The sequence below is a fragment of the Polynucleobacter sp. QLW-P1DATA-2 genome (genome assembly GCF_001870365.1).
In the GTDB taxonomy this organism is placed as follows: domain Bacteria; phylum Pseudomonadota; class Gammaproteobacteria; order Burkholderiales; family Burkholderiaceae; genus Polynucleobacter.
This window is the reverse complement of sequence record NZ_LZMQ01000007.1, coordinates 1-21,553: the sequence shown is the minus strand read 5'-3', so window position 1 is coordinate 21,553 and position 21,553 is coordinate 1. Positions and strand designations below refer to the sequence as shown.

Annotated in this window: 23 protein-coding genes and 1 tRNA gene; 1 reads left to right on the top strand and 23 read right to left on the bottom strand. The window is 46.1% G+C overall.

All coding sequences use genetic code 11. From position 1 onward, the window contains the following. Position 1: 1 nt before the first annotated feature. The 17 genes from nuoK to rpsO all read right to left on the bottom strand — a co-directional run bounded on the left by nuoK (position 2) and on the right by rpsO (position 14,576). On the bottom strand, positions 2-310 hold the full coding sequence (gene nuoK / locus A9236_RS09735) for an NADH-quinone oxidoreductase subunit NuoK (protein ID WP_071465860.1): 309 nt from the start codon (positions 308-310) through the stop codon (positions 2-4). Next, positions 307-954, bottom strand: a complete 648-nt coding sequence (locus A9236_RS09730) for an NADH-quinone oxidoreductase subunit J (RefSeq protein WP_071465861.1) — start codon at positions 952-954, stop codon at positions 307-309. Before A9236_RS09730 ends, nuoK begins: the two co-directional genes overlap by 4 nt. A gap of 20 nt (positions 955-974) precedes the next feature. Beyond that, positions 975-1,466, bottom strand: coding sequence for an NADH-quinone oxidoreductase subunit NuoI (gene nuoI, locus A9236_RS09725; protein ID WP_071465862.1), 492 nt, complete (start codon positions 1,464-1,466; stop codon positions 975-977). An 11-nt stretch (positions 1,467-1,477) separates the two neighbouring features. Beyond that, complete coding sequence (gene nuoH / locus A9236_RS09720) at positions 1,478-2,551, bottom strand: NADH-quinone oxidoreductase subunit NuoH (RefSeq protein ID WP_071465863.1); 1,074 nt, start codon at positions 2,549-2,551, stop codon at positions 1,478-1,480. Positions 2,552-2,559: 8 nt separating this feature from the next. Next, entirely contained in the window at positions 2,560-4,875 is a 2,316-nt protein-coding gene (nuoG, locus tag A9236_RS09715; RefSeq protein WP_071465864.1) for an NADH-quinone oxidoreductase subunit NuoG, read from the bottom strand. Positions 4,876-4,906: 31 nt separating this feature from the next. Continuing rightward, complete coding sequence (gene nuoF / locus A9236_RS09710) at positions 4,907-6,205, bottom strand: NADH-quinone oxidoreductase subunit NuoF (RefSeq protein WP_071465865.1); 1,299 nt, start codon at positions 6,203-6,205, stop codon at positions 4,907-4,909. Then, positions 6,202-6,708: an NADH-quinone oxidoreductase subunit NuoE gene (gene nuoE / locus A9236_RS09705; RefSeq protein ID WP_071465866.1), complete on the bottom strand. Its 507-nt coding sequence runs from the start codon at positions 6,706-6,708 to the stop codon at positions 6,202-6,204. The genes nuoF and nuoE overlap by 4 nt, the downstream gene beginning before the upstream one ends. A gap of 22 nt (positions 6,709-6,730) precedes the next feature. Beyond that, entirely contained in the window at positions 6,731-7,984 is a 1,254-nt protein-coding gene (locus A9236_RS09700) for an NADH-quinone oxidoreductase subunit D (protein ID WP_071465867.1), read from the bottom strand. Positions 7,985-7,987: 3 nt separating this feature from the next. Next, complete coding sequence (locus tag A9236_RS09695; protein WP_071465868.1) at positions 7,988-8,587, bottom strand: NADH-quinone oxidoreductase subunit C; 600 nt, start codon at positions 8,585-8,587, stop codon at positions 7,988-7,990. Between the two features lie 3 nt (positions 8,588-8,590). Next, the gene (locus A9236_RS09690) at positions 8,591-9,073 is read right to left on the bottom strand and encodes an NADH-quinone oxidoreductase subunit B family protein (protein ID WP_071465869.1); all 483 of its coding nucleotides are present in this window, start codon (positions 9,071-9,073) and stop codon (positions 8,591-8,593) included. A gap of 5 nt (positions 9,074-9,078) precedes the next feature. Further along, positions 9,079-9,438: an NADH-quinone oxidoreductase subunit A gene (locus A9236_RS09685; RefSeq protein ID WP_068948474.1), complete on the bottom strand. Its 360-nt coding sequence runs from the start codon at positions 9,436-9,438 to the stop codon at positions 9,079-9,081. 107 nt (positions 9,439-9,545) lie between these two features. Then, positions 9,546-9,630 (bottom strand) — tRNA-Leu (locus tag A9236_RS09680). A gap of 86 nt (positions 9,631-9,716) precedes the next feature. Next, positions 9,717-10,061, bottom strand: coding sequence for a preprotein translocase subunit SecG (secG, locus tag A9236_RS09675; RefSeq protein ID WP_071465870.1), 345 nt, complete (start codon positions 10,059-10,061; stop codon positions 9,717-9,719). Between the two features lie 22 nt (positions 10,062-10,083). Then, positions 10,084-10,842 (bottom strand): triose-phosphate isomerase, encoded by a 759-nt coding sequence (gene tpiA / locus A9236_RS09670; RefSeq protein WP_071465871.1) that lies wholly within the window; start codon positions 10,840-10,842, stop codon positions 10,084-10,086. A gap of 14 nt (positions 10,843-10,856) precedes the next feature. Beyond that, positions 10,857-11,855, bottom strand: a complete 999-nt coding sequence (locus A9236_RS09665) for an NAD(P)H-quinone oxidoreductase (RefSeq protein ID WP_071465872.1) — start codon at positions 11,853-11,855, stop codon at positions 10,857-10,859. Between the two features lie 28 nt (positions 11,856-11,883). Next, complete coding sequence (gene pnp / locus A9236_RS09660) at positions 11,884-14,043, bottom strand: polyribonucleotide nucleotidyltransferase (protein WP_071465873.1); 2,160 nt, start codon at positions 14,041-14,043, stop codon at positions 11,884-11,886. A 263-nt stretch (positions 14,044-14,306) separates the two neighbouring features. Next, entirely contained in the window at positions 14,307-14,576 is a 270-nt protein-coding gene (gene rpsO / locus A9236_RS09655; protein WP_068323724.1) for a 30S ribosomal protein S15, read from the bottom strand. 216 nt (positions 14,577-14,792) lie between these two features. Here rpsO and A9236_RS09650 point away from each other — a divergent pair, with 216 nt between their 5' ends. After that, the gene (locus A9236_RS09650; protein WP_071465874.1) at positions 14,793-15,389 is read left to right on the top strand and encodes a hypothetical protein; all 597 of its coding nucleotides are present in this window, start codon (positions 14,793-14,795) and stop codon (positions 15,387-15,389) included. 23 nt (positions 15,390-15,412) lie between these two features. On the opposite strand, the gene A9236_RS09645 is transcribed toward A9236_RS09650, so the two are convergent. From A9236_RS09645 to A9236_RS09620, 6 genes are all read right to left on the bottom strand, one after another. Continuing rightward, the gene (locus A9236_RS09645) at positions 15,413-16,960 is read right to left on the bottom strand and encodes a 2-isopropylmalate synthase (protein ID WP_071465875.1); all 1,548 of its coding nucleotides are present in this window, start codon (positions 16,958-16,960) and stop codon (positions 15,413-15,415) included. Between the two features lie 247 nt (positions 16,961-17,207). Continuing rightward, complete coding sequence (gene pssA / locus A9236_RS09640; RefSeq protein WP_143070631.1) at positions 17,208-18,071, bottom strand: CDP-diacylglycerol--serine O-phosphatidyltransferase; 864 nt, start codon at positions 18,069-18,071, stop codon at positions 17,208-17,210. A 24-nt stretch (positions 18,072-18,095) separates the two neighbouring features. Then, positions 18,096-18,743, bottom strand: a complete 648-nt coding sequence (locus A9236_RS09635) for a phosphatidylserine decarboxylase (protein ID WP_071465876.1) — start codon at positions 18,741-18,743, stop codon at positions 18,096-18,098. Positions 18,744-18,786: 43 nt separating this feature from the next. Continuing rightward, complete coding sequence (gene ilvC / locus A9236_RS09630) at positions 18,787-19,803, bottom strand: ketol-acid reductoisomerase (RefSeq protein WP_046329933.1); 1,017 nt, start codon at positions 19,801-19,803, stop codon at positions 18,787-18,789. A gap of 50 nt (positions 19,804-19,853) precedes the next feature. Continuing rightward, entirely contained in the window at positions 19,854-20,345 is a 492-nt protein-coding gene (ilvN, locus tag A9236_RS09625) for an acetolactate synthase small subunit (protein ID WP_062308360.1), read from the bottom strand. Then, the coding region (locus tag A9236_RS09620; RefSeq protein ID WP_071467867.1) for a thiamine pyrophosphate-dependent enzyme at positions 20,345-21,553 on the bottom strand (1,209 nt) is incomplete at its 5' end. The genes ilvN and A9236_RS09620, both read right to left, overlap by 1 nt.

Here is a 21,553-nt window from a genome sequence, read left to right as displayed (position 1 = left end):
ACTAGCCTTTAAGGTGGTCTAGATCTTCGGCATTAATGGTGTCGACCTTACGGAAGAGAACAACCAAAATTGCCAAGCCAATAGCTGCTTCAGCAGCCGCCACAGTCAAAATGAAGAAAACGAATACTTGACCCGCCATATCTCCCAAATAATGAGAGAAAGCAACAAAGTTCATGTTTACTGAAAGCAACATTAACTCAATTGCCATGAGCAAAACGATGATGTTCTTGCGATTCAAAAAGATACCGATGACGCTAGTCGCAAATAGAATTGCGCTAAGCACTAAATAGTGGGCAAGAGTAATGCTCATTTTTTCTCACCCCGAGTATCTTGTTTTGCAGCCATATCAGTATCCATCTTCACCATTCTCCAGCGGTCAGCCACCTTTACATTGACTTGTTCGTGGATATTTTGAGATTTGGCATCTTTACGATTGCGAAGTGTTAAAGCGACTGCTGCAATGATTGCCACTAACAAGATGACACCAGCAACTTCGAATGCATAAACATAGTCGCCGAAAATCAACATACCCAATGCTTGAGTATTGTTAGCCATTACCTCTTCAGGCATTGCTTGGACAGGCGTATTCGTACCAACGAAACTACGAATTAGCACAATAGAGAGCTCTAGAACAATCACAGCCCCCATTAGGAAAGCAACGGGGAGGAATTTTTTAAAGTCACGGCGAAGATGCTCGATATCAAGATCCAACATCATCACGACGAATAGGAATAAGACCATGACGGCACCAACATAAACCAAGATGAGGGCCAAACTAAGGAACTCCGCCTTGAGCAACATCCATAGACCGGAAGCGCAGAAGAATGCGAGAACCAAAAATAAAGCAGCGTGAACTGGGTTGCGAGCGGTAATCACACGAATTGCTGAGATTACTAAGAGGCCAGCAAAGCCGTAGAAAAATACTGCAAATAAGGTAGATGGATCGAATGTCATTTTATATAGGCTCTATTCGATTAGCGGTAAGGTGCATCAATGACGCGGTTGCTAGCAATTTCTTTTTCATACTTATCGCCAACAGCCAAAAGCATGTCTTTAGTGAAATATAAGTCGCCGCGCTTATCACCAAAGTATTCAAAGATATTGGTTTCAACAATGGCATCTACTGGACAAGCCTCTTCGCAAAAGCCGCAGAAAATACATTTAGTTAGGTCAATGTCATAACGGGTGGTACGACGTGTGCCGTCATCGCGCTCTGCGGTTTCAATCGTAATAGCATAGGCCGGGCAAACTGCCTCGCATAACTTACAGCCAATGCAACGCTCTTCTCCGCTTTCATAGCGACGTAATGCATGTAATCCACGGAAGCGATTAGATAAAGGCGTCTTCTCTTCAGGGTACTGAATGGTAATTTTTGGTTTGAAGAGATAACGGCCAGTAATGGACATACCAACCAAAATTTCTTTGAGCATTAAGCTATCGAGGAACTGGGAAATTTTCTTAAACATGATTAATCAACTTATTTCCAAATATTCCATGGAGATACCACCCATGCGCCGATAACAACCACCCAAAATACGGAGATGGGAATAAAAATCTTCCAGCCCAAACGCATAATTTGGTCGTAGCGATAGCGAGGCAATGTGGCACGCAACCAAATAACACAGGACAACAAGAAGAAAGTTTTACCGAATAACCAGAAGAAACCTGGAATATCGCGCAAGATAGGTAAATCAACAATCGGCAACCAACCACCCAAGAACATGGTTGAGGCTAATGCTGCGATCAATATCATGTTGGCATACTCGGCCAAGAAGAACATGGCAAATGCCATTCCGGAGTACTCAACCATATGACCAGCAACAATCTCAGATTCACCTTCAACAACGTCAAATGGGTGACGATTTGTTTCGGCAACGCCTGAGATGAAATAAATTAAGAACATTGGCAATAAAGGCAACCAGTTCCATGACAGGAAGTTTAGGCCCATGCTAGCGAAATAGCCTTGCTCTTGCGAGGCAACGATCGTACTCAAATTTAAGGAGCCTGAAGTTAGCAATACTGTCACCAGGGCGAAGCCCATAGCGATTTCGTAAGAGATCATTTGTGCAGACGCACGCATCGCTCCTAAAAATGGATACTTAGAGTTGGATGACCAACCCGCCAAAATAACGCCATAAACGCCAACAGATGAAATGGCCATGACATACAGAAGACCCGCATTGACATCGGCCAACACCATCTTCGCCTGGAAAGGAATCACAGCCCACGCAGCAAACGCTGGGGCAATGACCATTACCGGTGCAATGAAATACAAAACAAGACTAGCTTTTGCAGGAGAAATAATCTCCTTCATTAATAACTTCAATGCGTCAGCAATCGGCTGTAACAAACCGAATGGGCCAACGCGATTAGGGCCTAGACGAATATGCATCCAGCCGATGAGCTTACGCTCCCACAGGGTTAAGTAAGCAACACAGCCAAACATAGGCAAAACGATGATGACAATGCGAACTAAAGCCCAAACCAAAGGCCAAAAAGAGCCAAAAATAGATTCGCCCTGTGTAGTAATGAGGTTCAAGAAATTATCCATCTCGTACCTTATGCCTTACTTACGGTTACTGGACCAAACATCGATCCCAATTTAGCGCTAGCCAAAGTGCCTGCTGAAATACGTACGGAACCTGCCGCTAAGTTTGCTTCTAATGTTGCAGGCAAATCAACCGATTGGTCGCCTTGAGTAACGCGCACTGCATCGCCCTCTTTCAAACCCAGTTCCGAGAACAGTTTTTGGCTCAAGCCAGCCTGATTACCGCGTTTGGAATCGCGTGTTAAGTGCAATGCAGGCGCACGACGAACAATAGGATCACCAGCGTAAATATTGACATCAGCTAAACGCTCTAAACCGTTTAGGGGAGCTAAATTACCATTGATCACTGAGTTGGCAGTCGATTGATTATTCAAGCGGGTACAGTAGTTATCACCTAATGCTTCACCCAAGACTTCTTCCGGCAAGTTGTAGAGGAATCCATCTAAGTTGAGCAGCCCACCCAAAACACGCAATACTTTCCATGCCGGACGTGAATCACCCAAAGGTTTCACAGCGGGTTGTATGATTTGTGCTCTGCCTTCTGCATTGACAAAGGTAGAAACGGTCTCGGTAAATGGGGTAATTGGCAGAATCACATCGGCCACCTCCAACAGGTCAGGCGATCTAAATGCGCTTAACGCAATGACGGTATTCGCTTTTGCTAAAGCAGCACGGGCTTGCATGGGGTTTGGAAGATCGGAGTCAGGCTCGATATTCATTAAGATCACAGCACGGCGATCGCCAGACAGAACTGAATCAACGCCAGCGCCATTAGCATTGACTAGAGAGGCACCAACAGCGTTTCCACCAACAGGCAGGAAACCAAGAGTTGCTCCTGTTTGCTGAGCAATAAACTGAGCCAAGACATGCAAATCAGAAGCATGAGGATGAGCAAGAGCAGCTGAGCCAATTAAGACGGCAGAGCTTAATCCAGAAAGCAGGCTATCAGCAATCTGTTGCGCTTGTGCAGATACTGCCAAATTATAAGTACCAGCTGGTGCATTAACTGATTTCGCGTTTGCAATCGCTAAGGCAACTTCACTCAATGCATTTAGCCAAGCACTAGGGGCAGCGGCGATTCCTGTTGCAGGAATTAACCAATCATCACCGCCGGCGTCAATACGGGATACCTGAAGTGCACGTTTAGCAGCGGTACGAATCCGTGCAGCCAAGATTGGCTGATCTTTACGCAAGAAGCTTCCAATCACTAAAACGCGGTCAAGCTCGCTAAGCTTAGTAATCGGCATGCCCAACCAAGGAGCTGATGCAGCACCACTGATATCAGTTTGACGTAAACGCGTTTCGACTTGATTAGAGCCCAAGCTACGGACGATCTTTTGCAGGAGATGCAATTCTTCTGTACTAGAAATGGGATGAGCTAATGCACCGATGGATTGCGCACCACTCTCAGAAGAAATGGTCTTCAATGAATGAGCAACATAATCTAATGCAGACTGCCAATCGGTCTCTAACCATTGACCACCCTGCTTCACCATCGGGCTTGTGATGCGCTCAGAACTATTGACACCTTCATAAGAGAAGCGATCACGATCGCTAATCCAACATTCGTTAATGGCTTCGTTTTCTAAGGCAACCACTCGCAGCACTTTATTGGCTTTAGTTTGTACGGTTGTATTAGCACCTAAACTGTCATGAGGACTGACTGAGCGCTTGCGCCCCATTTCCCATGTGCGAGCACCGTAGCGGAATGGCTTACTAGTTAAAGCGCCAACCGGGCACAGATCAATCATGTTTCCAGAAAGCTCTGAATCGACAGTTTGACCTACAAATGTCGTGATCTCGGAATGCTCACCACGGTTGATCATGCCAAGCTCCATCACACCAGCAACTTCTTGGCCAAAACGAACACAACGCGTGCAATGAATACAGCGGCTCATCTCTTGCATAGAGATTAATGGGCCTACATTCTTATGAAATACCACACGCTTTTCTTCGTCATAGCGTGAACTAGACTTTCCGTAACCTACCGCCAAATCTTGTAACTGGCACTCTCCACCTTGATCGCAAATTGGGCAATCTAAAGGGTGGTTAATAAGCAAGAACTCCATTACAGAGCGTTGCGCTTCAACTGCTTTAGCTGAATGCGTGAATACTTTCATGCCCTGCGTTACAGGAGTGGCGCAAGCTGGTAATGGTTTTGGTGCTTTTTCAACTTCAACCAAACACATACGGCAGTTAGCAGCGATAGATAACTTCTTGTGATAGCAGAAATGAGGAACGTAAGTACCGAGCTTATTCGCGGCGTGCATCACCATCGAACCTTGCGGAACTTCTACTGCCTTACCATCTAATTCGATTTCAACCATGCTCACTTTAAGATGTCCCGTGCTCAATAACTTATAAAGGTTTTGCAGAATCTAAGCAGCGCTTATGCTCTACGTGATACGCAAATTCATCCATGTAATGCTTCAACATACCGCGTACCGGCATTGCAGCTGCGTCACCCAAAGCGCAAATGGTGCGCCCTTGAATGTTTGCTGCTACATCGTTGAGTAAATCTAAATCTTCTGGGCGGCCTTGGCCGTGTTCAATACGATGCACAATGCGCCACAACCAGCCAGTACCCTCACGACATGGGGTGCATTGACCGCAAGACTCTTCGTGATAGAAATAAGAAAGACGCTCTAAGGCGCGAACCATGCATCGAGTTTCATTCATCACAATGACTGCACCGGAACCCAGCATCGATCCTGCTTTAGCAATACTGTCGTAATCCATGGTCAAGTCCATCATCTGAGCACCGGGTACTACTGGTGCAGATGATCCGCCAGGAATAACCGCTTTCAATGCGACACCGTCACGCATACCACCAGCCAACTTCAAGAGCTCTGCAAAAGGTGTTCCTAAAGGAATTTCATAATTGCCTGGATGCACAACATCGCCAGACACAGAGAAAATCTTCGTTCCGCCATTATTCGGTTTGCCAAGATCCAAATACGCTTGACCACCAATTGCCAAAATGAATGGCACGGCTGCGAATGTTTCCGTATTGTTAATCGTCGTTGGCTTGCCATATAAACCAAAGCTTGCCGGGAATGGTGGTTTAAAGCGTGGTTGGCCTTTTTTACCTTCCAGCGATTCCAGTAGAGCAGTTTCTTCACCACAGATATAAGCACCCCACCCTGGTGATGCATGTAGTTGGAATGAAAAATCGCTACCTAAAATTTTGTCACCTAAGTAACCTGCGGCACGAGCTTCCTCTAAAGCCTCTTCAAAACGTGAGTAGACTTCCCAGATTTCTCCGTGAATGTAGTTGTAGCCGGTAGTGATACCCATGGTGTAAGCACCAATAATCATGCCTTCGATCAAAGCATGCGGGTTGTAACGCATGATGTCTCGGTCTTTAAATGTACCTGGCTCACCTTCGTCACTATTACAAACTAAATATTTTTGACCGGGGAACTGTCGCGGCATAAAGCTCCACTTCAGCCCCGTTGGAAAACCTGCACCACCACGACCACGGAGTGATGAAGCTTTTAATTCAGCAATGATGGCATCAGGTGAAACTTTGTCATTGATTAAACGACGTAGTTGTTGATAACCACCGCGGCTCTCGTAATCCTTTAAACGCCAGTTGTCGCCATTTAATCCAGCAAGGATCAAGGGCTTAATATGGCGATCGTGCAAGCTAGTCATGCTGACTTCCCTTCTGCACGAAGCTCATTTAGAAGAGCATCAATTTTTTCATTACTCATAAAGCTACACATACGCTTGTCATTCAAGAGCATTACGGGTGAGTCACCGCATGCGCCCATGCACTCACCCTCTTTGAGAGTAAAAGTACCGCAAGGTGTGGTTTCATTAAAGCCAATACCCAAAGTTTCTTTTAAGTGAGTCGCGGCGGTTTCACCATGCATCAATTGACAAGGCAGATTGGTGCAAATTACCAACTTGTACTTACCAATTGGTTTGGTGTTGTACATGTTGTAAAAGGTTGCCACTTCTTCTACGGCAATGGTTGGCATTTCTAAGATTTGGGCAACTACTGCAATCACTTCTGGTGAAACCCAACCCACTTCAGTTTGAGCAGCAATAAGAGCAGCCATCACAGCAGATTGCTTTTGCTCTGCTGGGTATTTAGCAACGTTACGGGCAATATCTACCAGCGTTTTGTCGGAAAGTTGAAGAGTTGTTGTCATTAATAATCCTTGGCACGCTCAATTAGCGGTCAATCTCCCCGAAAACGATATCTTGCGTACCAATAATAGTGACCGCATCAGCCAACATATGGCCACGTGACATTTCATCCATTGCGGACAGGTGTACAAATCCTGGCGCGCGAATCTTCAAGCGATAAGGCTTGTTTGCGCCATCCGAAATTAAGTAGATACCAAACTCCCCTTTAGGATGCTCAACAGCAGAGTAAGCCTCGCCATTGGGAATGTGCAAACCTTCGGTAAAGAGTTTGAAATGGTGAATGAGTTCTTCCATATTTGACTTCATGTCTACGCGCTTTGGCGGAGACACTTTGTGGTTATCGCTCATTACAGGACCATCATTTTCTTTTAGCCAAGCAACGCACTGCTTGATGATGCGGTTCGATTGACGCATTTCTTCCATACGAATCAGGTAACGATCATATGAGTCACCATTCACACCAACGGGAATGTCAAAATCAAGCTTGTCATAGGTTTCGTAGGGCTGCTTCTTGCGCAAGTCCCACTCAATGCCGGAGCCACGGAGCATTGGGCCAGTAAAGCCAAGCTGCAATGCACGCTCAGGAGAGACCACGCCAATACCGACCAAGCGTTGTTTCCAAATACGGTTATCCGTTAAGAGATTGCAGTACTCATCGACGTTGGCATCAAAACGGCCTGTGAAATCTTCAATAAAGTCGAGCAAGGTACCGCTACGATTTTCATTCAGACGTTTAATCGCAGATGCGCTACGAATTTTGTTCTTGGAGTATTGCGCCATTTGATCTGGCAAATCACGATAAACCCCACCTGGGCGATAGTAGGCAGCATGCATACGTGCACCCGATACTGCTTCGTACATATCGAAAATGTCTTCACGATCACGGAAGGCGTACAAGAATACAGCCATAGCACCAACGTCCAAGCCATGACAACCGATCCACAACAAGTGATTTAACAAACGAGTGAGTTCATCAAACATCACGCGGATATATTGCGCACGCAAAGGCACATCTACTTGCAATAATTTTTCAATGGCTAGAACGTAAGCATGCTCATTGGACATCATCGAAACATAGTCCAAACGATCCATGTAAGGAACGTTTTGAATCCAAGTTCGAGTTTCAGCAAGTTTTTCTGTAGCGCGGTGGAGTAAGCCAATATGGGGATCAGCGCGCTGAATAACCTCGCCATCTAACTCAAGCACCATCCGAAGCACGCCGTGAGCCGCAGGGTGCTGCGGCCCAAAATTGAGGGTGTAGTTCTTAATTTTTGCCATGACTTAAACCGGATCTCCGTACTGCTCTTCACGAACGATTCTTGGCGTGATTTCACGCGGTTCAATCGTTACTGGCTGATACATCACACGTTTTAACTCTGAGTCGTAGATCATTTCTACGTTTCCAGCTATTGGGAAATCTTTCCTGAATGGATGACCAATAAAGCCATAGTCGGTCAAGATACGACGAAGATCATCATGACCTTCAAAAATAATGCCGTAGAGATCGAATGCTTCACGCTCAAACCAGTTAGCAGAATTCCAGATAGGGGTTACAGATGCAACTAGCGGATAACTATCATCCGGAGCAAATACTCGAACACGCAAACGCCAGTTATGCTGCAAAGAGAGCAAGTGACTTACCGCTGCAAAGCGCTTACCAGCCCAAGAGCCTTCGTGCAAATCCAAGTAGTCCACGCCACATAGGTCAATAAGCTGCTCAAAACCTAGCAATGGATCATCGCGCAGCAATAAGGCGGATTCAAAATAGGTATCTGCATTGAGAACAACAGTGACTTCACCTAATGCTGTTTCAATAGATTGCGCGCGCTTACCAAGTACTTTTTCGAGGTTGGCGACTAATTGATTTAAACGATCTGACATTGCTTAAGCCTTCCGCGCAATAGTGCTAGTTCGAGCAATCTTGGATTGAAGCTGAATAATTCCATAGATCAAGGCTTCAGCAGTTGGAGGGCAGCCAGGAACATAAATATCAACCGGCACAATGCGATCGCAACCGCGAACTACTGAATAAGAGTTGTGATAGTAGCCGCCACCATTGGCACAGGAACCCATAGACAGAACCCAGCGTGGCTCTGGCATTTGGTCATAAACCTTGCGCAATGCAGGGGCCATCTTATTGGTCAACGTGCCGGCAACAATCATCAAATCTGACTGACGTGGCGATGGGCGAAATACCACACCGAAACGGTCTAAGTCATAACGGGAAGCGCCAGCATGCATCATTTCTACCGCACAACAGGCTAGACCAAAGGTCATTGGCCATAAGGAACCGTTGCGGGTCCAGTTGATTAGCTGGTCCGCTGTAGTGGTTACAAATCCTTCTTTGAGAACGCCTTCTAATGCCATATCGATCACTCCCAGTCGAGAGCGCCCTTTTTCCAGATATATACAAATCCCACAATGAATTCCAAAAGGAAAATCACCATAGAGGCGTAGCCGAACCAACCAAGATCACGTAATGCGACACCCCATGGGAATAGGAATGCAGTTTCAAGGTCAAACAAAATAAAGAGAATAGCAATCAGGTAGTAGCGCACATCGAACTTCATACGCGCATCTTCAAAAGCTTCAAAACCGCACTCATATGGAGAGAGTTTTTCAGCATCAGGCTTTGAAGGAGCCAGAATTTTTCCGAGGAACATGGGGACTAATCCCACCCCAATACCTACGAGGATGAAAAGCAGAACAGGAAAGTAATTAGCGAGATTCAAAATAGTCCTGAGTCGTTCGTCTGATAAATCTTCAGTACAGCAAATTTTAATTATTCCACTACTAACTTCTATTGATTTAGAGCAAAAACTCCACATCTACTTCATATTGGTGCCGACGGCGAGACTCGAACTCGCACAGCCTAAGCCACTACCCCCTCAAGATAGCGTGTCTACCAATTTCACCACGTCGGCATCTTGTAAAGCCTGTTAATTCTACTGCATTGCACCACACAACCACCCCAAAAAGACGGCAGCTAATGATGTAAAAACTGACCTATTTACTTAGGAACTGCTGGTTTACTTGGATCCTGGGCTGGAGCTGCTGGGGCAGCCGGTGCCACTACAGGAGCAACCGTACCAGATAGAACGCCAGGACTAACTTCCTTCTTGTTGCCTACCCAAGTAATACCAAGAGTACAAATGAAAAATACCGCCGCAAAGATGGCAGTTGTATGCGAGAGAAAGTTTGCAGATCCACTGGCACCAAACAAGCTTCCAGAGGCACCTGAGCCAAATGCTGCACCCATGTCTGCGCCCTTGCCCTGTTGCAAGAGAACTAACAAGATCACAGCCAAAGCTGAAACTACCTGCAATACGATTAATAAAGTCTTAAACCATTCCACAGCTTATCTCCAAATAAAAAATCTATGCCTGACAGATAGCCAAAAAATCTTCAGGGTTCAAGGAAGCCCCTCCAACTAATCCACCATCAATATCAGGCATGGCAAACAATTCAACAGCATTATCAGGCTTGACACTGCCACCGTACAAAATTCCTACATGCGAGGCAACATCCTCATCAAATTCAGCTAACTGAAGACGAATATGCCGATGCATATCTTGAGCGATCTGGGCGCTGGCAACTTTACCAGTACCAATCGCCCATACGGGTTCATAAGCAATCAGACAATCAGCCAAGCGATCCTGCAGAACAGAGACTTGTTTTGCGATCTGACCGCAGACAACCTCCTCTGCCCTTCCTGAGTTACGCTCGTCCGCTGTTTCACCAACACAGATCACCGGCGTCATGCCGTTATCAAGAACCTGGAGAGCCTTAGCGGCAACAGCTTCGTCTACTTCATGATGCATTTGGCGGCGCTCTGAATGCCCCACGATCACGTACTGACATCCCAATTCTTTAAGCATGGAAGCACTTGCCTCACCAGTGTAAGCACCGGAGCTTTGAGCAGAGGCATCTTGAGCCCCAAGACTGAGAAAGGCTAATGAATGCTCTTTAATCAAATCGCCACATTGCTTTAAATACGGTAGTGGAGGACATACAGCAAATTTACGACCAGCAGGCATGCCACTCTCCATGCCACGGGCAACGGTCTTCACCCAATCTTGATTACTTGCAAGACTGCCGTTCATTTTCCAGTTGCCGATGACGATGAGTGGGCGCATAAGCTGAAGACTAATTAAACCGTCAGAACAATTTTGCCGACGTGCTCAGAGGACTCCATCAATCGATGGGCATCTGCCGCTTGATCCAGCGTAAATGTTTTATAGATAGACGGCTTTAACTTGCCAGCATTCAGTAATGGCCAGACATGATCAAAAAGCTGCTTTGTAATTTGCTTCTTAAATGACACTGGACGAGGACGCAAAGTTGAGCCAGTAATCGTCAAACGGCGACGCAAAATTTGATTGGTGCTCACTTCGGCTTTAGATCCGCCTTGAATTGCGATAATCACAATGCGACCATCATCCGCTAGGCAATCGATTTCTCGCTGAACGTATTCGCCAGTCACCATATCGAGGATGACATTAACGCCCTTGCCGTCAGTAGCTTTCTTCACCTCTTCTACAAAGTCTTGAGTTTTGTAGTTAATGGCCAAATCAGCGCCCAACTTTAAGCAAGCAGCACATTTTTCGTCGGTGCCAGCAGTAACGAACACCTGATGACCAAGGGCTTTCGCTAGCAAAATTGCTGTAACACCGATACCGCTGGAGCCTCCCTGGACTAATAGGGTTTCACCAGCAGACAATTCTCCGCGCATGAACACATTGCTCCATACGGTATAAAAAGTCTCCGGTAGTGCAGCAGCTTCTTGATCTGTAAAGCCAGTTGGATACGGTAAGCATTGTGCAATCGGGGCAACACAGAGATTTGCATAGCCACCACCTTGCACTAATGCGCAAACTTTATCTCCGAGCTTCAAACCAAAAGCATTGTCAGCGTGCGCTAAGTCACCACCAATAATTTGACCAGCCACTTCAAGGCCTGGAATATCGGAGGCTCCAGCTGGAACAGGATAAAAGCCCTTGCGCTGCAATACGTCTGGGCGATTAATTCCTGCGGCAAGAACCTGAATCAACACCTCGCCAGTGCCAGCAGCCGGGGCTACTGGATCTGGACGAGTGGTAGGCACCAGCATTTCTGGCACACCAAATTCTTTGATCTCAATTACACGCATTGAAAGCTCCGAATAGTCGACTAGTGAATTAAGCTGTTTCGTCAGCTGCAGGAGCAGCTTCAGTAGTAGCGCCTGCCAAAGGAGCAATCGTGCCACCCTCATCAGCCATTGCAGCCTTCAAAGATAAACGTAAACGACCACGCTCATCAGCAGCCAACAATTTCACACGAACTACTTGGCCTTCCGCCAAATAATCTTTTACTTCTTTGACGCGCTCATTTGAAATTTCAGAGATATGCAAGAGGCCGTCTTTACCAGGCAGAATGTTTACCAAAGCACCGAATTCGAGCAACTTGACTACTGGACCTTCGTAGATCTTGCCAACTTCAGCTTCAGCAGTAATACCTTCGATACGCGCTTTTGCTTCAGCCATACCTTCAGCGCTTGTAGAGGCAATGGTTACAGTGCCGTCATCTTTAATGTCGATGCTGCAACCAGTTTCTTTGGTCAAGGCCTGGATAGTTGCGCCGCCCTTACCAATCACTTCACGAATCTTGTCTGGATGAATCTTGAAAGACACCATGCGTGGAGCATGAGCTGACAATTCTGTACGAACTGAACCCATTGCTTCTTGCATTTTGCTCAAGATGTGCAAGCGTCCTTCTTTAGCTTGCGCTAAAGCAACTTGCATAATTTCTTTAGTAATACCTTGAACTTTAATGTCCATCTGGAGTGCAGTAATACCGTTTGCAGTACCAGCTACTTTGAAGTCCATATCGCCCAAGTGATCTTCGTCACCCAAGATATCGGTCAACACAGCAAAACGGTTACCGTCCAGGATTAAGCCCATTGCTACACCAGCAACGTGCGCTTTTACTGGAACACCAGCATCCATCATTGCCAGACAACCACCGCATACAGAAGCCATGGATGAAGAACCATTGGACTCAGTGATCTCTGAAACAACACGAATGCTGTATGCAAAGTCTTCTGGGCTTGGTAATACTGGAATCAAAGCGCGCTTAGCCAAACGACCGTGACCAATTTCGCGGCGCTTAGGGCTACCTACGCGGCCAGTTTCGCCTGTTGCAAATGGAGGCATGTTGTAGTGGAACATGAAACGATCACGGTATTCACCTTCGAGCGCATCAATGATTTGCTCGTCACGTGCGGTACCTAGGGTAGCTACAACGAGAGCCTGAGTTTCACCACGGGTAAACAATGCAGAACCGTGGGTACGTGGCAATACACCATTACGAATTTCAATTGGGCGAACAGTGCGTGTATCGCGACCATCAATACGTGGCTCGCCATTCAAAATCTGGCTACGGACAATCTTCGCTTCGATTTCGAACATGATGTCACTAACAGCAACAGCATCAACGTCACCTTCTTCAGATAACTTAGCCAACACTTCTTTGGAAATCTCTTTGAGCTTATCTGAACGAGCGCCTTTTTGGCGAATCTGATATGCCTCACGCAATGGCGCTTCAGCCAAAGCAGTGACTTTCGCAATAAACGGCTCATCTTTAGGAGCAGCAGTCCAATCCCACTCTGGCTTGCCAGCTTCGCTTACCAATTCATTAATTGCATTAATAGCTGTTTGCATTTGGTCATGACCAAATACCACTGCACCGAGCATCACTTCTTCAGAAAGTTGATTAGCTTCTGATTCAACCATCAATACTGCAGCCTGTGTACCAGCAACGATCAAGTCGAGTTCACTAGTAACTTGTTCTGTACGAGTTGGGTTCAGAAGGTATTGGCCGTTAGCGTAACCAACACGTGCTGCGCCTACTGGGCCAGCAAATGGGATGCCAGAAACAGCCAATGCTGCAGAAGCAGCGATCAAAGCAGGAATATCTGCAGGAACGTCTGGGTTGATAGACAAGACATGAACTACTACCTGAACTTCATTCAAAAATCCTTCTGGAAACAAAGGACGCAAAGGACGGTCGATCAAGCGGGAGATCAATGTCTCACCTTCAGATGGACGGCCTTCACGACGGAAGAAACCGCCAGGGATTTTGCCGGCAGCGTATGTTTTTTCTAAATAATCTACTGTCAATGGGAAAAAGGATTGGCCTGGCTTTGCAGACTTAGAGGCAACAACCGTACCCATCACTACTGTGTCATCCACATTAACGATAACGGCACCACCAGCTTGACGAGCGATCTCGCCTGTTTCCATAGTTACTTGATGGTTGCCCCACTGAAAACTCTTTACTGCTTTTTTAAACATGGTCATTCTGATCTTCTCCAAATTGTTCACGCAAGACTCACATGAGAATTGCGCTTGTCGTGGGATAAAGCAGTGTCACGACAACACTGGAGTGATTTAGGATTACAAGGGATGCCATTCCAGGGAGACTCTGAACTCAGAAGCTCATTGGAATGACACGATCCCCTACACAAATAATCTAAAAGCACTCAAAAAAACATGCCACCTTCTTAAGACTGATTCGGTGAAGAAACAACCTTAAGTGAGATGGCATTGCATACCGATAAGAATTACTTACGGAGACCTAATTTCTCGATCAATGCGCGATAGCGATCCAGATCTTTGCCTTTGAGGTAATCCAAGAGGCGACGGCGACGTGAAACCATCTTCAACAAACCGCGACGGCTGTGATGGTCTTTGGCGTTAGCCTTGAAATGGGGGGTTAATTCATTGATGCGGGCTGTAAGCAATGAAACTTGAACTTCAGGACTACCCGTATCGTTTGCGCTGCGCGCGTTTTCTTTGACGATTTCCGCCGTTTTGATATCAGCAACTGCCATTTTTAATACTCCTTACTTGCGAACACATGAGCTTTCACCCAATCCGTGTCGTGCGTTATTAACAAAATAAAACAAAAAAGCTTTATAAATCAAAGCCCTCGAATTGTAGCAGACCGCAGCCCAAAAGCAGGTATTGCCCTACAAAAATTGGTATTCTGTAAAAGAAAATACCCTATTAGTAAAATAATATCTATTTTAATCAATAACTTACAAATAATGAACTCCATATATCGCTTTTTAGGCGCCCTTTTTCTCCTCTGCCTTTGCCTCAACAACCCTTCTTTTGCTCAATTTTCAAACCCATTTGGACCTGATAAGACGGTTGCTGAACAGCGCCAAGAAATCCTTAAAAAGAATGAGCAAATTCTCAAGCAGCTCTATTCAGCAGAACCAAAGGCAAAAGATCTGATTGAAAAATCGGTTGGATATGCCACCTTCAGCAACTTTGGCATGAAGATCCTGATAGCCGGCGGTGGTTCTGGTTCAGGAGTAGTGATCAATAAGATGAGTGCTAAGCCAACCTATATGAATATGGCTGAAGTCCAGGCAGGTCTGGGCTTGGGGATTAAATCATTTCAGAACATCTTCATCTTCCAATCTGAAGCGGCTCTCAATGATTTTGTGAACTCAGGCTGGACTTTTGGGGGACAAGTAACGGCTGCTGCGAAATATGACAAAGATGGCACTTCTTACCAAGATGCAACTGTAGTAGCACCTGGCGTTTTAATGTACCAACTAACAGACTCGGGCCTCGCCGCAGAAATCACCGGCAAGGGCACCAAGTATTACAAAGACAGCACACTGAACAAATAGCAATGCGCTACAAATGACGTCTGTTAAGGCGTCATTTGTGCATTGAGTTTTGCTTGGCTTGGGTCGTGTAATTTATTCAATGCTGATAGGTAAGCCTTTGCAGACGCAGCGATGATATCTGGATCGGTTCCAACACCATTCACAATCCGACCACCCTTAGACAGTCTCACAGTAACCTCACCCTGCGATTGAGTGCCCGAAGTAATGGCGTTAACTGAATAGAGTAGTTGCTCCGCCCCACTTTTTGCAATCTCTTCGATGGCATTCAAGCTCGCATCTACTGGTCCATTACCTTCAGCTTCAGAGCTAACTTCTTTCTCCCCCATTCGGAAAGTAACCCGAGACTTTGGACGCTCACCCGTTTCTGAATGTTGACTTAATGAGATGAAATGGTAATGCTCACCCTCTTCAGCTGCGGCAGCATCAGACATGATTGCAATAATGTCCTCATCAAAGATCTCTGCTTTTTGATCAGCCAAGGCCTTAAATCGAGTAAAGGCATCATTTAAATCAGCCTCGGCCTCTACCGTAATACCCAATTCTTGCAAACGTTGTTTGAAGGCATTACGACCGGACAATTTACCTAATACGATTTTATTGGTTGACCAACCCACATCTTCTGCACGCATGATTTCGTAGGTCTCACGGTTCTTCAAAATACCATCTTGATGAATTCCAGAGGCGTGTGCAAAAGCGTTCGCACCTACTACGGCCTTATTAGGTTGCACAACAAAACCAGTGATTTGAGAAACCAGCTTGGATGCCGGCACGATTTGGCTAGCATCAATACCGCAAACCATATCGAAGTAATCTTTACGGGTACGCAAAGCCATCACAATTTCTTCTAATGCTGTATTGCCAGCGCGCTCACCCAAGCCATTGATGGTGCACTCAATTTGACGAGCTCCACCGATCTTGACACCTGCCAATGAGTTAGCTACAGCCATACCTAAGTCGTTGTGACAGTGCACTGACCAGACCGCTTTGTCTGAATTTGGCACGCGAGTACGGAGAGTTTTAATAAACTCGCCATATAACTCGGGCGTTGCATAACCTACTGTATCTGGGATATTGATAGTTGAGGCACCTTCATTAATAACTGCTTCAACCACCCTGCACAAGAAATCCATTTCAGAGCGATAACCATCTTCTGCAGAAAATTCAATATCAGAGGCCAAGTTTCTAGCGAAACGAATTGAGCGTTTTGCCTGCTCCAATACCTCCTCTGGAGACATGCGCAACTTCACTGCCATATGCAATGGGCTTGTGGCTAAGAAGGCATGAATACGCTTGGCATTCGCTGCCTGCAAGGCATCGGCTGCGCGGGTGATGTCTTTGTCATTGGCTCTAGCTAATGAACAGACGATTGAATCTTTGATGGTAGCGGCCACCGCAGAAATTGCTTGAAAGTCGCCTTCTGAGCTTGCGGCAAAACCAGCTTCAATCACATCTACCTTAAGGCGCTCTAGTTGACGAGCAATACGAACCTTCTCGTCCTTGGTCATCGACGCGCCAGGGGATTGTTCGCCATCACGCAAGGTGGTGTCAAAAATGATTACTTTGTCGCTCATCACTACTCTCCGGTTTGGATTACTAATTTAGCTTCTTAACTGAATTCTTTAATAATTCGGTATTACGGTCTTTAAAACAAAAACCCCAGCAATTTGCTGGGGCTGGTATTGGTGGTTAATGGATCTTTTTATCTCATCAACTCAGGCCTTACCCGCCCCAAGCGTAATGCTTAGTGCCAGTAGAAGGAGGCCAGATAAAGGTGAGAAATTCATCAACATGGAATTAATATACCCCAAAAAGAGGGAATTAGCTAAAACTCTTACCGCTCAGATGCTCCCAAGCCCAAATCACATAGCCCGAGATTGAATAAATAACAAACAAGCCAAAGAGCGTCAAGGGTGGATTAGATGAGATTAAGACAAAGGTCAAAATCAAGAGAACCATGACGCCGAACGGCACGCGGTAACGCACATCCAGAGCTTTGCCGCTATAGAAGCGAGCGTTAGAAACCATGGTCAAGCCTGCATAAACAGCAATAAAGAATGTGATCCAGGGAATAGCGGTATCGCGCACCGGAATCTTATTGTCATCCGCTAGCCAGATAAAGCCAGCCATCAGGGAACCTGCTGCAGGACTAGGCAAGCCTTGGAAGAATTTTTTATCAACTACACCAGTATTGACGTTAAAGCGAGCTAGACGCAGTGCAGCGCCCGCACAATAAGTAAAAGCTGCTAACCAGCCCCACTTACCCAAATCTTTTAAAGCCCACTCGTATGCGACTAAGGCAGGTGCAACTCCAAAAGACACCATATCAGCCAGGGAATCATATTGTTCGCCAAATGCACTTTGGGTATTAGTCATACGGGCTACACGACCATCCATACCATCGAGAACAAGTGATGCAAAGATAGCAATAGCTGCGATCTGGAATTGATCGTTCATCGCATTCACAATCGCAAAGAAACCACTGAACAATGCTGCAGTAGTAAATGCGTTTGGAAGTAAATAAATGCCTTTGCTACGAAGGCGTGGTTTAGGTGGATGGAGTTCCTCTACTTCATAATCCACCCCATCACCCATATCTTCCGCCCACTGGTCTTGAATGGACTCAGTACGACGATGAGCTAAGCGACTGCGATTGATGCGGCCGCGACGGCGAAATGTAGTCAAGCAGTATCCCGGTAAAGTTTCGAATCAATCTAGGCCTGGCACACGTGCCAAAGCGGTATTGGTTGCAAATACTTTATCACCAACAGAAACCAATGGTTCTGCGTTTAAGGGTAAATACACATCTACGCGCGAGCCAAAGCGAATAAATCCATAGCGTTCACCCGCTTTAAGGCGATCACCTACGTGGATATAGCAAAGAATACGGCGCGCAATCAAACCTGCAACTTGAACTAAGGTCACGATTTGACCATTGGCATCAATTACCACTGCATTACGCTCATTCTCAGTAGAAGCTTTATCCAAGTCGGCATTCACAAATTTACCTGGAAAGTACTGAATCTCTTTGACCAAGCCATTTACAGAGCTACGATTGGAGTGGACGTTAAATACGTTCATGAACACGCTGATTTTGAGCGCTTCACGGCCTGCGTAGGGATCATTTGTAACTTCTACTACAACGATACGTCCATCAGCAGGAGATAAAACAAGATCACGACCAAGCGCAGGAATGCGCTGTGGATCGCGGAAGAACTGCAGAACAAAGATAAAGATGATCCAGAGTGGCCAGGACCATGCAATGCCACCAAGATAGTGAACCAGCAAAGTCACCACTCCCACTAGCGCCAAATAGGGCCAACCTTCTTTCGCAATAATGGGGTGTGGATACATCATCTTTGTTCTGAGCCTTTGTAAGTACTTCTATAAATGGAAATGCTTAGTTCTTAGTCTGATCAACCAATTTGTTCTTAGCAATCCAAGGCATCATGGCACGGAGTTTTGCACCAACCACCTCAATGTCGTGCTCAGCATTCAAGCGACGACGGGAGATCAAAGTAGGAGCGCCTGCCTTGTTTTCAAGGATGAAGCTCTTAGCATATTCGCCAGTCTGAATATCTTTCAAGCACTGGCGCATTGCATTCTTAGTATCTTCGGTCACTACGCGTGGGCCAGTTACATACTCACCGTACTCAGCATTGTTAGAAATTGAGTAGTTCATGTTAGCGATACCACCTTCGTAGATCAAATCTACGATCAATTTGAGCTCATGCAAGCACTCGAAGTAAGCCATCTCTGGTGCATAACCAGCTTCAACCAAAGTTTCAAAACCAGCTTTAATCAATTCAACTGCGCCACCACAGAGAACAGCTTGCTCACCGAACAAGTCAGTTTCAGTTTCTTCGCGGAAATTGGTTTCGATAATGCCAGCACGACCGCCACCATTCGCCGTTGCGTATGACAAGGCAACATCACGAGCAGAGCCCGATTTATCTTGGTACACAGCGATCAAATGAGGAACACCACCACCCTGCGCGTAGGTACCACGAACAGTATGACCAGGAGCCTTAGGAGCAATCATAATGACGTCTAAGTCAGCGCGCGGCTGAACTTGACCGTAGTGAACATTAAAACCGTGAGCAAATGCAAGCGCAGCGCCTTGCTTGATATTGCCATGTACTTCTTTGCTGTATACATCAGCGATTTGCTCATCAGGCAAAAGCATCATCACTACATCGGCATCCTTAACTGCTTCGCCAACTTCTTTTACTGTCAAGCCTGCGTTCGCAGCCTTGCTCCAGGAAGCGCCGTCTTTACGCAAACCAACAGTAACGTTACAGCCTGAATCTTTTAGGTTCAAAGCGTGTGCGTGACCTTGTGAACCGTAACCAATGATGGTGACTTTCTTGCCCTTAATGAGGGACAAATCGGCGTCTTTATCGTAAAAAACTTTCATGCTCTTTCCTTGTTTTGAAAATGTAATTAATGCAGTAATCAGTTAAAAAATTAAACCTTGAGGATACGTTCACCGCGCCCAATACCAGAACCACCCGAGCGGACAGTCTCTAGAATTGATGCACGGTCAATCGAATCGATAAAGGCATCCAATTTGGCACCATCACCAGTTAACTCGATGGTGTAACTCTTATCAGTCACATCAATAATGCGACCGCGGAAGATATCGGTTGTACGCTTGAGTTCTTCACGCTCTTTACCAACAGCGCGTACTTTGATCATCATAAGTTCACGCTCAATATGAGGGCCTTCACTCAGATCAAATACTTTTACCACTTCAACCAAACGATTTAAGTGCTTTGTAATTTGCTCGATGACATCATCGGAACCAAAGGTCACAATCGTCATACGGGAGAGTGATGAATCTTCAGTCGGCGCAACACTTAAGGTATCAATGTTGTAACCACGAGCAGAGAAAAGACCTACTACGCGTGACAATGCGCCCGGCTCGTTCTCAATCAATACAGAAATAATGTGTCGCATTACAGATCCTCACTACCCAAAAGCATTTCAGTAATACCCTTGCCTGCTTGAACCATAGGCCAAACGTTTTCTTCTGGGTCAGTCTGGAAATCCATAAATACAGTGCGATCTTTTAAACGGATTGCCTCTTTGAGCGCGCCCTCTACATCTGATTTTTTCTCAATGCGCATGCCAACGTGACCATAAGCCTCGGCCAACTTCACAAAGTCAGGCAAAGAATCCATGTAGGAGCTCGAATAACGCTTGTTATAGGTAAGCTCTTGCCACTGACGCACCATTCCCAAGTAACGATTGTTCAAAGAAACAATCTTTACAGGCGTGTTGTACTGCTTGCAAGTCGATAGCTCTTGAATACACATCTGAATAGAGCCTTCGCCTGTGATGGCAAAGACGTCCTGCTCAGGGAAAGCTTTCTTAATGCCCATTGCGTAAGGTAAACCAACCCCCATGGTGCCAAGACCACCAGAGTTGATCCAGCGACGTGGCTTATCAAACTTATAAAACTGGGCGGCCCACATCTGATGTTGACCAACGTCTGAAGTAATAATGGCGTCACCACCAGTGAGTTCCCACAATTTTTGAACTACGTACTGTGGCTTCACGATTTGTGAGGCTTCATCAAACTTCAAGCAATCTTTTTTGCGCCACTCGTTGATCTGATCCCACCATGCCGCCACTTTATCGCCGTTCTTACGTGCACCACCAGCCTTTAATTGCGCAGTCATCTCAACTAACACCTCTTTGAGATTGCCAACGATGGGGACATCTACCCTGACGCGCTTAGAGATAACGGATGGATCGATATCGATATGGATGATTTTTCGCGGATGACTTGCAAAGTGCTGGGTATTGCCAATCACGCGATCATCAAAACGAGCGCCAATAGCAATCAACACATCACTGTGCTGCATCGCCATATTGGCTTCGTAGGTTCCATGCATACCGAGCATGCCTAAAAATTGCGGACTAGTGCCTGGGAAGCCACCTAAACCCATTAAGGTATTAGTCACTGGATAGCCCAAGAGCTCAGCAAATTCTTTTAACTCTGGAGCGGCATCCGAAAGAATGACGCCACCACCGGTGTAGATGTAGGGACGCTCGGCTTCTTGCAGCAAAGCAACCGCTTTGCGGATCTGCCCACTATGGCCTTTTACTACCGGATTGTAAGAGCGCATCTCCAAGGTTTCTGGATACACGAACGGGCCTTT

What these genes read in the sequence shown, in the direction of transcription:
- tpiA (WP_071465871.1), bottom strand. Translation starts at nt 10,842, where the DNA reads ATGCGCCCACTCATCGTCATCGGCAACTGGAAAATGAACGGCAGTCTT.
- A9236_RS09665 (WP_071465872.1), bottom strand. Translation starts at nt 11,855, where the DNA reads ATGCGTGTAATTGAGATCAAAGAATTTGGTGTGCCAGAAATGCTGGTG.
- pnp (WP_071465873.1), bottom strand. Translation starts at nt 14,043, where the DNA reads ATGACCATGTTTAAAAAAGCAGTAAAGAGTTTTCAGTGGGGCAACCAT.
- A9236_RS09695 (WP_071465868.1), bottom strand. Translation starts at nt 8,587, where the DNA reads ATGTCAGATCGTTTAAATCAATTAGTCGCCAACCTCGAAAAAGTACTT.
- A9236_RS09635 (WP_071465876.1), bottom strand. Translation starts at nt 18,743, where the DNA reads ATGATGTATCCACACCCCATTATTGCGAAAGAAGGTTGGCCCTATTTG.
- nuoG (WP_071465864.1), bottom strand. Translation starts at nt 4,875, where the DNA reads ATGGTTGAAATCGAATTAGATGGTAAGGCAGTAGAAGTTCCGCAAGGT.
- nuoF (WP_071465865.1), bottom strand. Translation starts at nt 6,205, where the DNA reads ATGACTAGCTTGCACGATCGCCATATTAAGCCCTTGATCCTTGCTGGA.
- nuoE (WP_071465866.1), bottom strand. Translation starts at nt 6,708, where the DNA reads ATGACAACAACTCTTCAACTTTCCGACAAAACGCTGGTAGATATTGCC.
- A9236_RS09650 (WP_071465874.1), top strand. Translation starts at nt 14,793, where the DNA reads ATGAACTCCATATATCGCTTTTTAGGCGCCCTTTTTCTCCTCTGCCTT.
- ilvN (WP_062308360.1), bottom strand. Translation starts at nt 20,345, where the DNA reads ATGCGACACATTATTTCTGTATTGATTGAGAACGAGCCGGGCGCATTG.
- nuoI (WP_071465862.1), bottom strand. Translation starts at nt 1,466, where the DNA reads ATGTTTAAGAAAATTTCCCAGTTCCTCGATAGCTTAATGCTCAAAGAA.
- nuoK (WP_071465860.1), bottom strand. Translation starts at nt 310, where the DNA reads ATGAGCATTACTCTTGCCCACTATTTAGTGCTTAGCGCAATTCTATTT.
- nuoH (WP_071465863.1), bottom strand. Translation starts at nt 2,551, where the DNA reads ATGGATAATTTCTTGAACCTCATTACTACACAGGGCGAATCTATTTTT.
- rpsO (WP_068323724.1), bottom strand. Translation starts at nt 14,576, where the DNA reads ATGGCAGTTGCTGATATCAAAACGGCGGAAATCGTCAAAGAAAACGCG.
- A9236_RS09690 (WP_071465869.1), bottom strand. Translation starts at nt 9,073, where the DNA reads ATGGCATTAGAAGGCGTTCTCAAAGAAGGATTTGTAACCACTACAGCG.
- A9236_RS09645 (WP_071465875.1), bottom strand. Translation starts at nt 16,960, where the DNA reads ATGAGCGACAAAGTAATCATTTTTGACACCACCTTGCGTGATGGCGAA.
- A9236_RS09700 (WP_071465867.1), bottom strand. Translation starts at nt 7,984, where the DNA reads ATGGCAAAAATTAAGAACTACACCCTCAATTTTGGGCCGCAGCACCCT.
- ilvC (WP_046329933.1), bottom strand. Translation starts at nt 19,803, where the DNA reads ATGAAAGTTTTTTACGATAAAGACGCCGATTTGTCCCTCATTAAGGGC.
- A9236_RS09730 (WP_071465861.1), bottom strand. Translation starts at nt 954, where the DNA reads ATGACATTCGATCCATCTACCTTATTTGCAGTATTTTTCTACGGCTTT.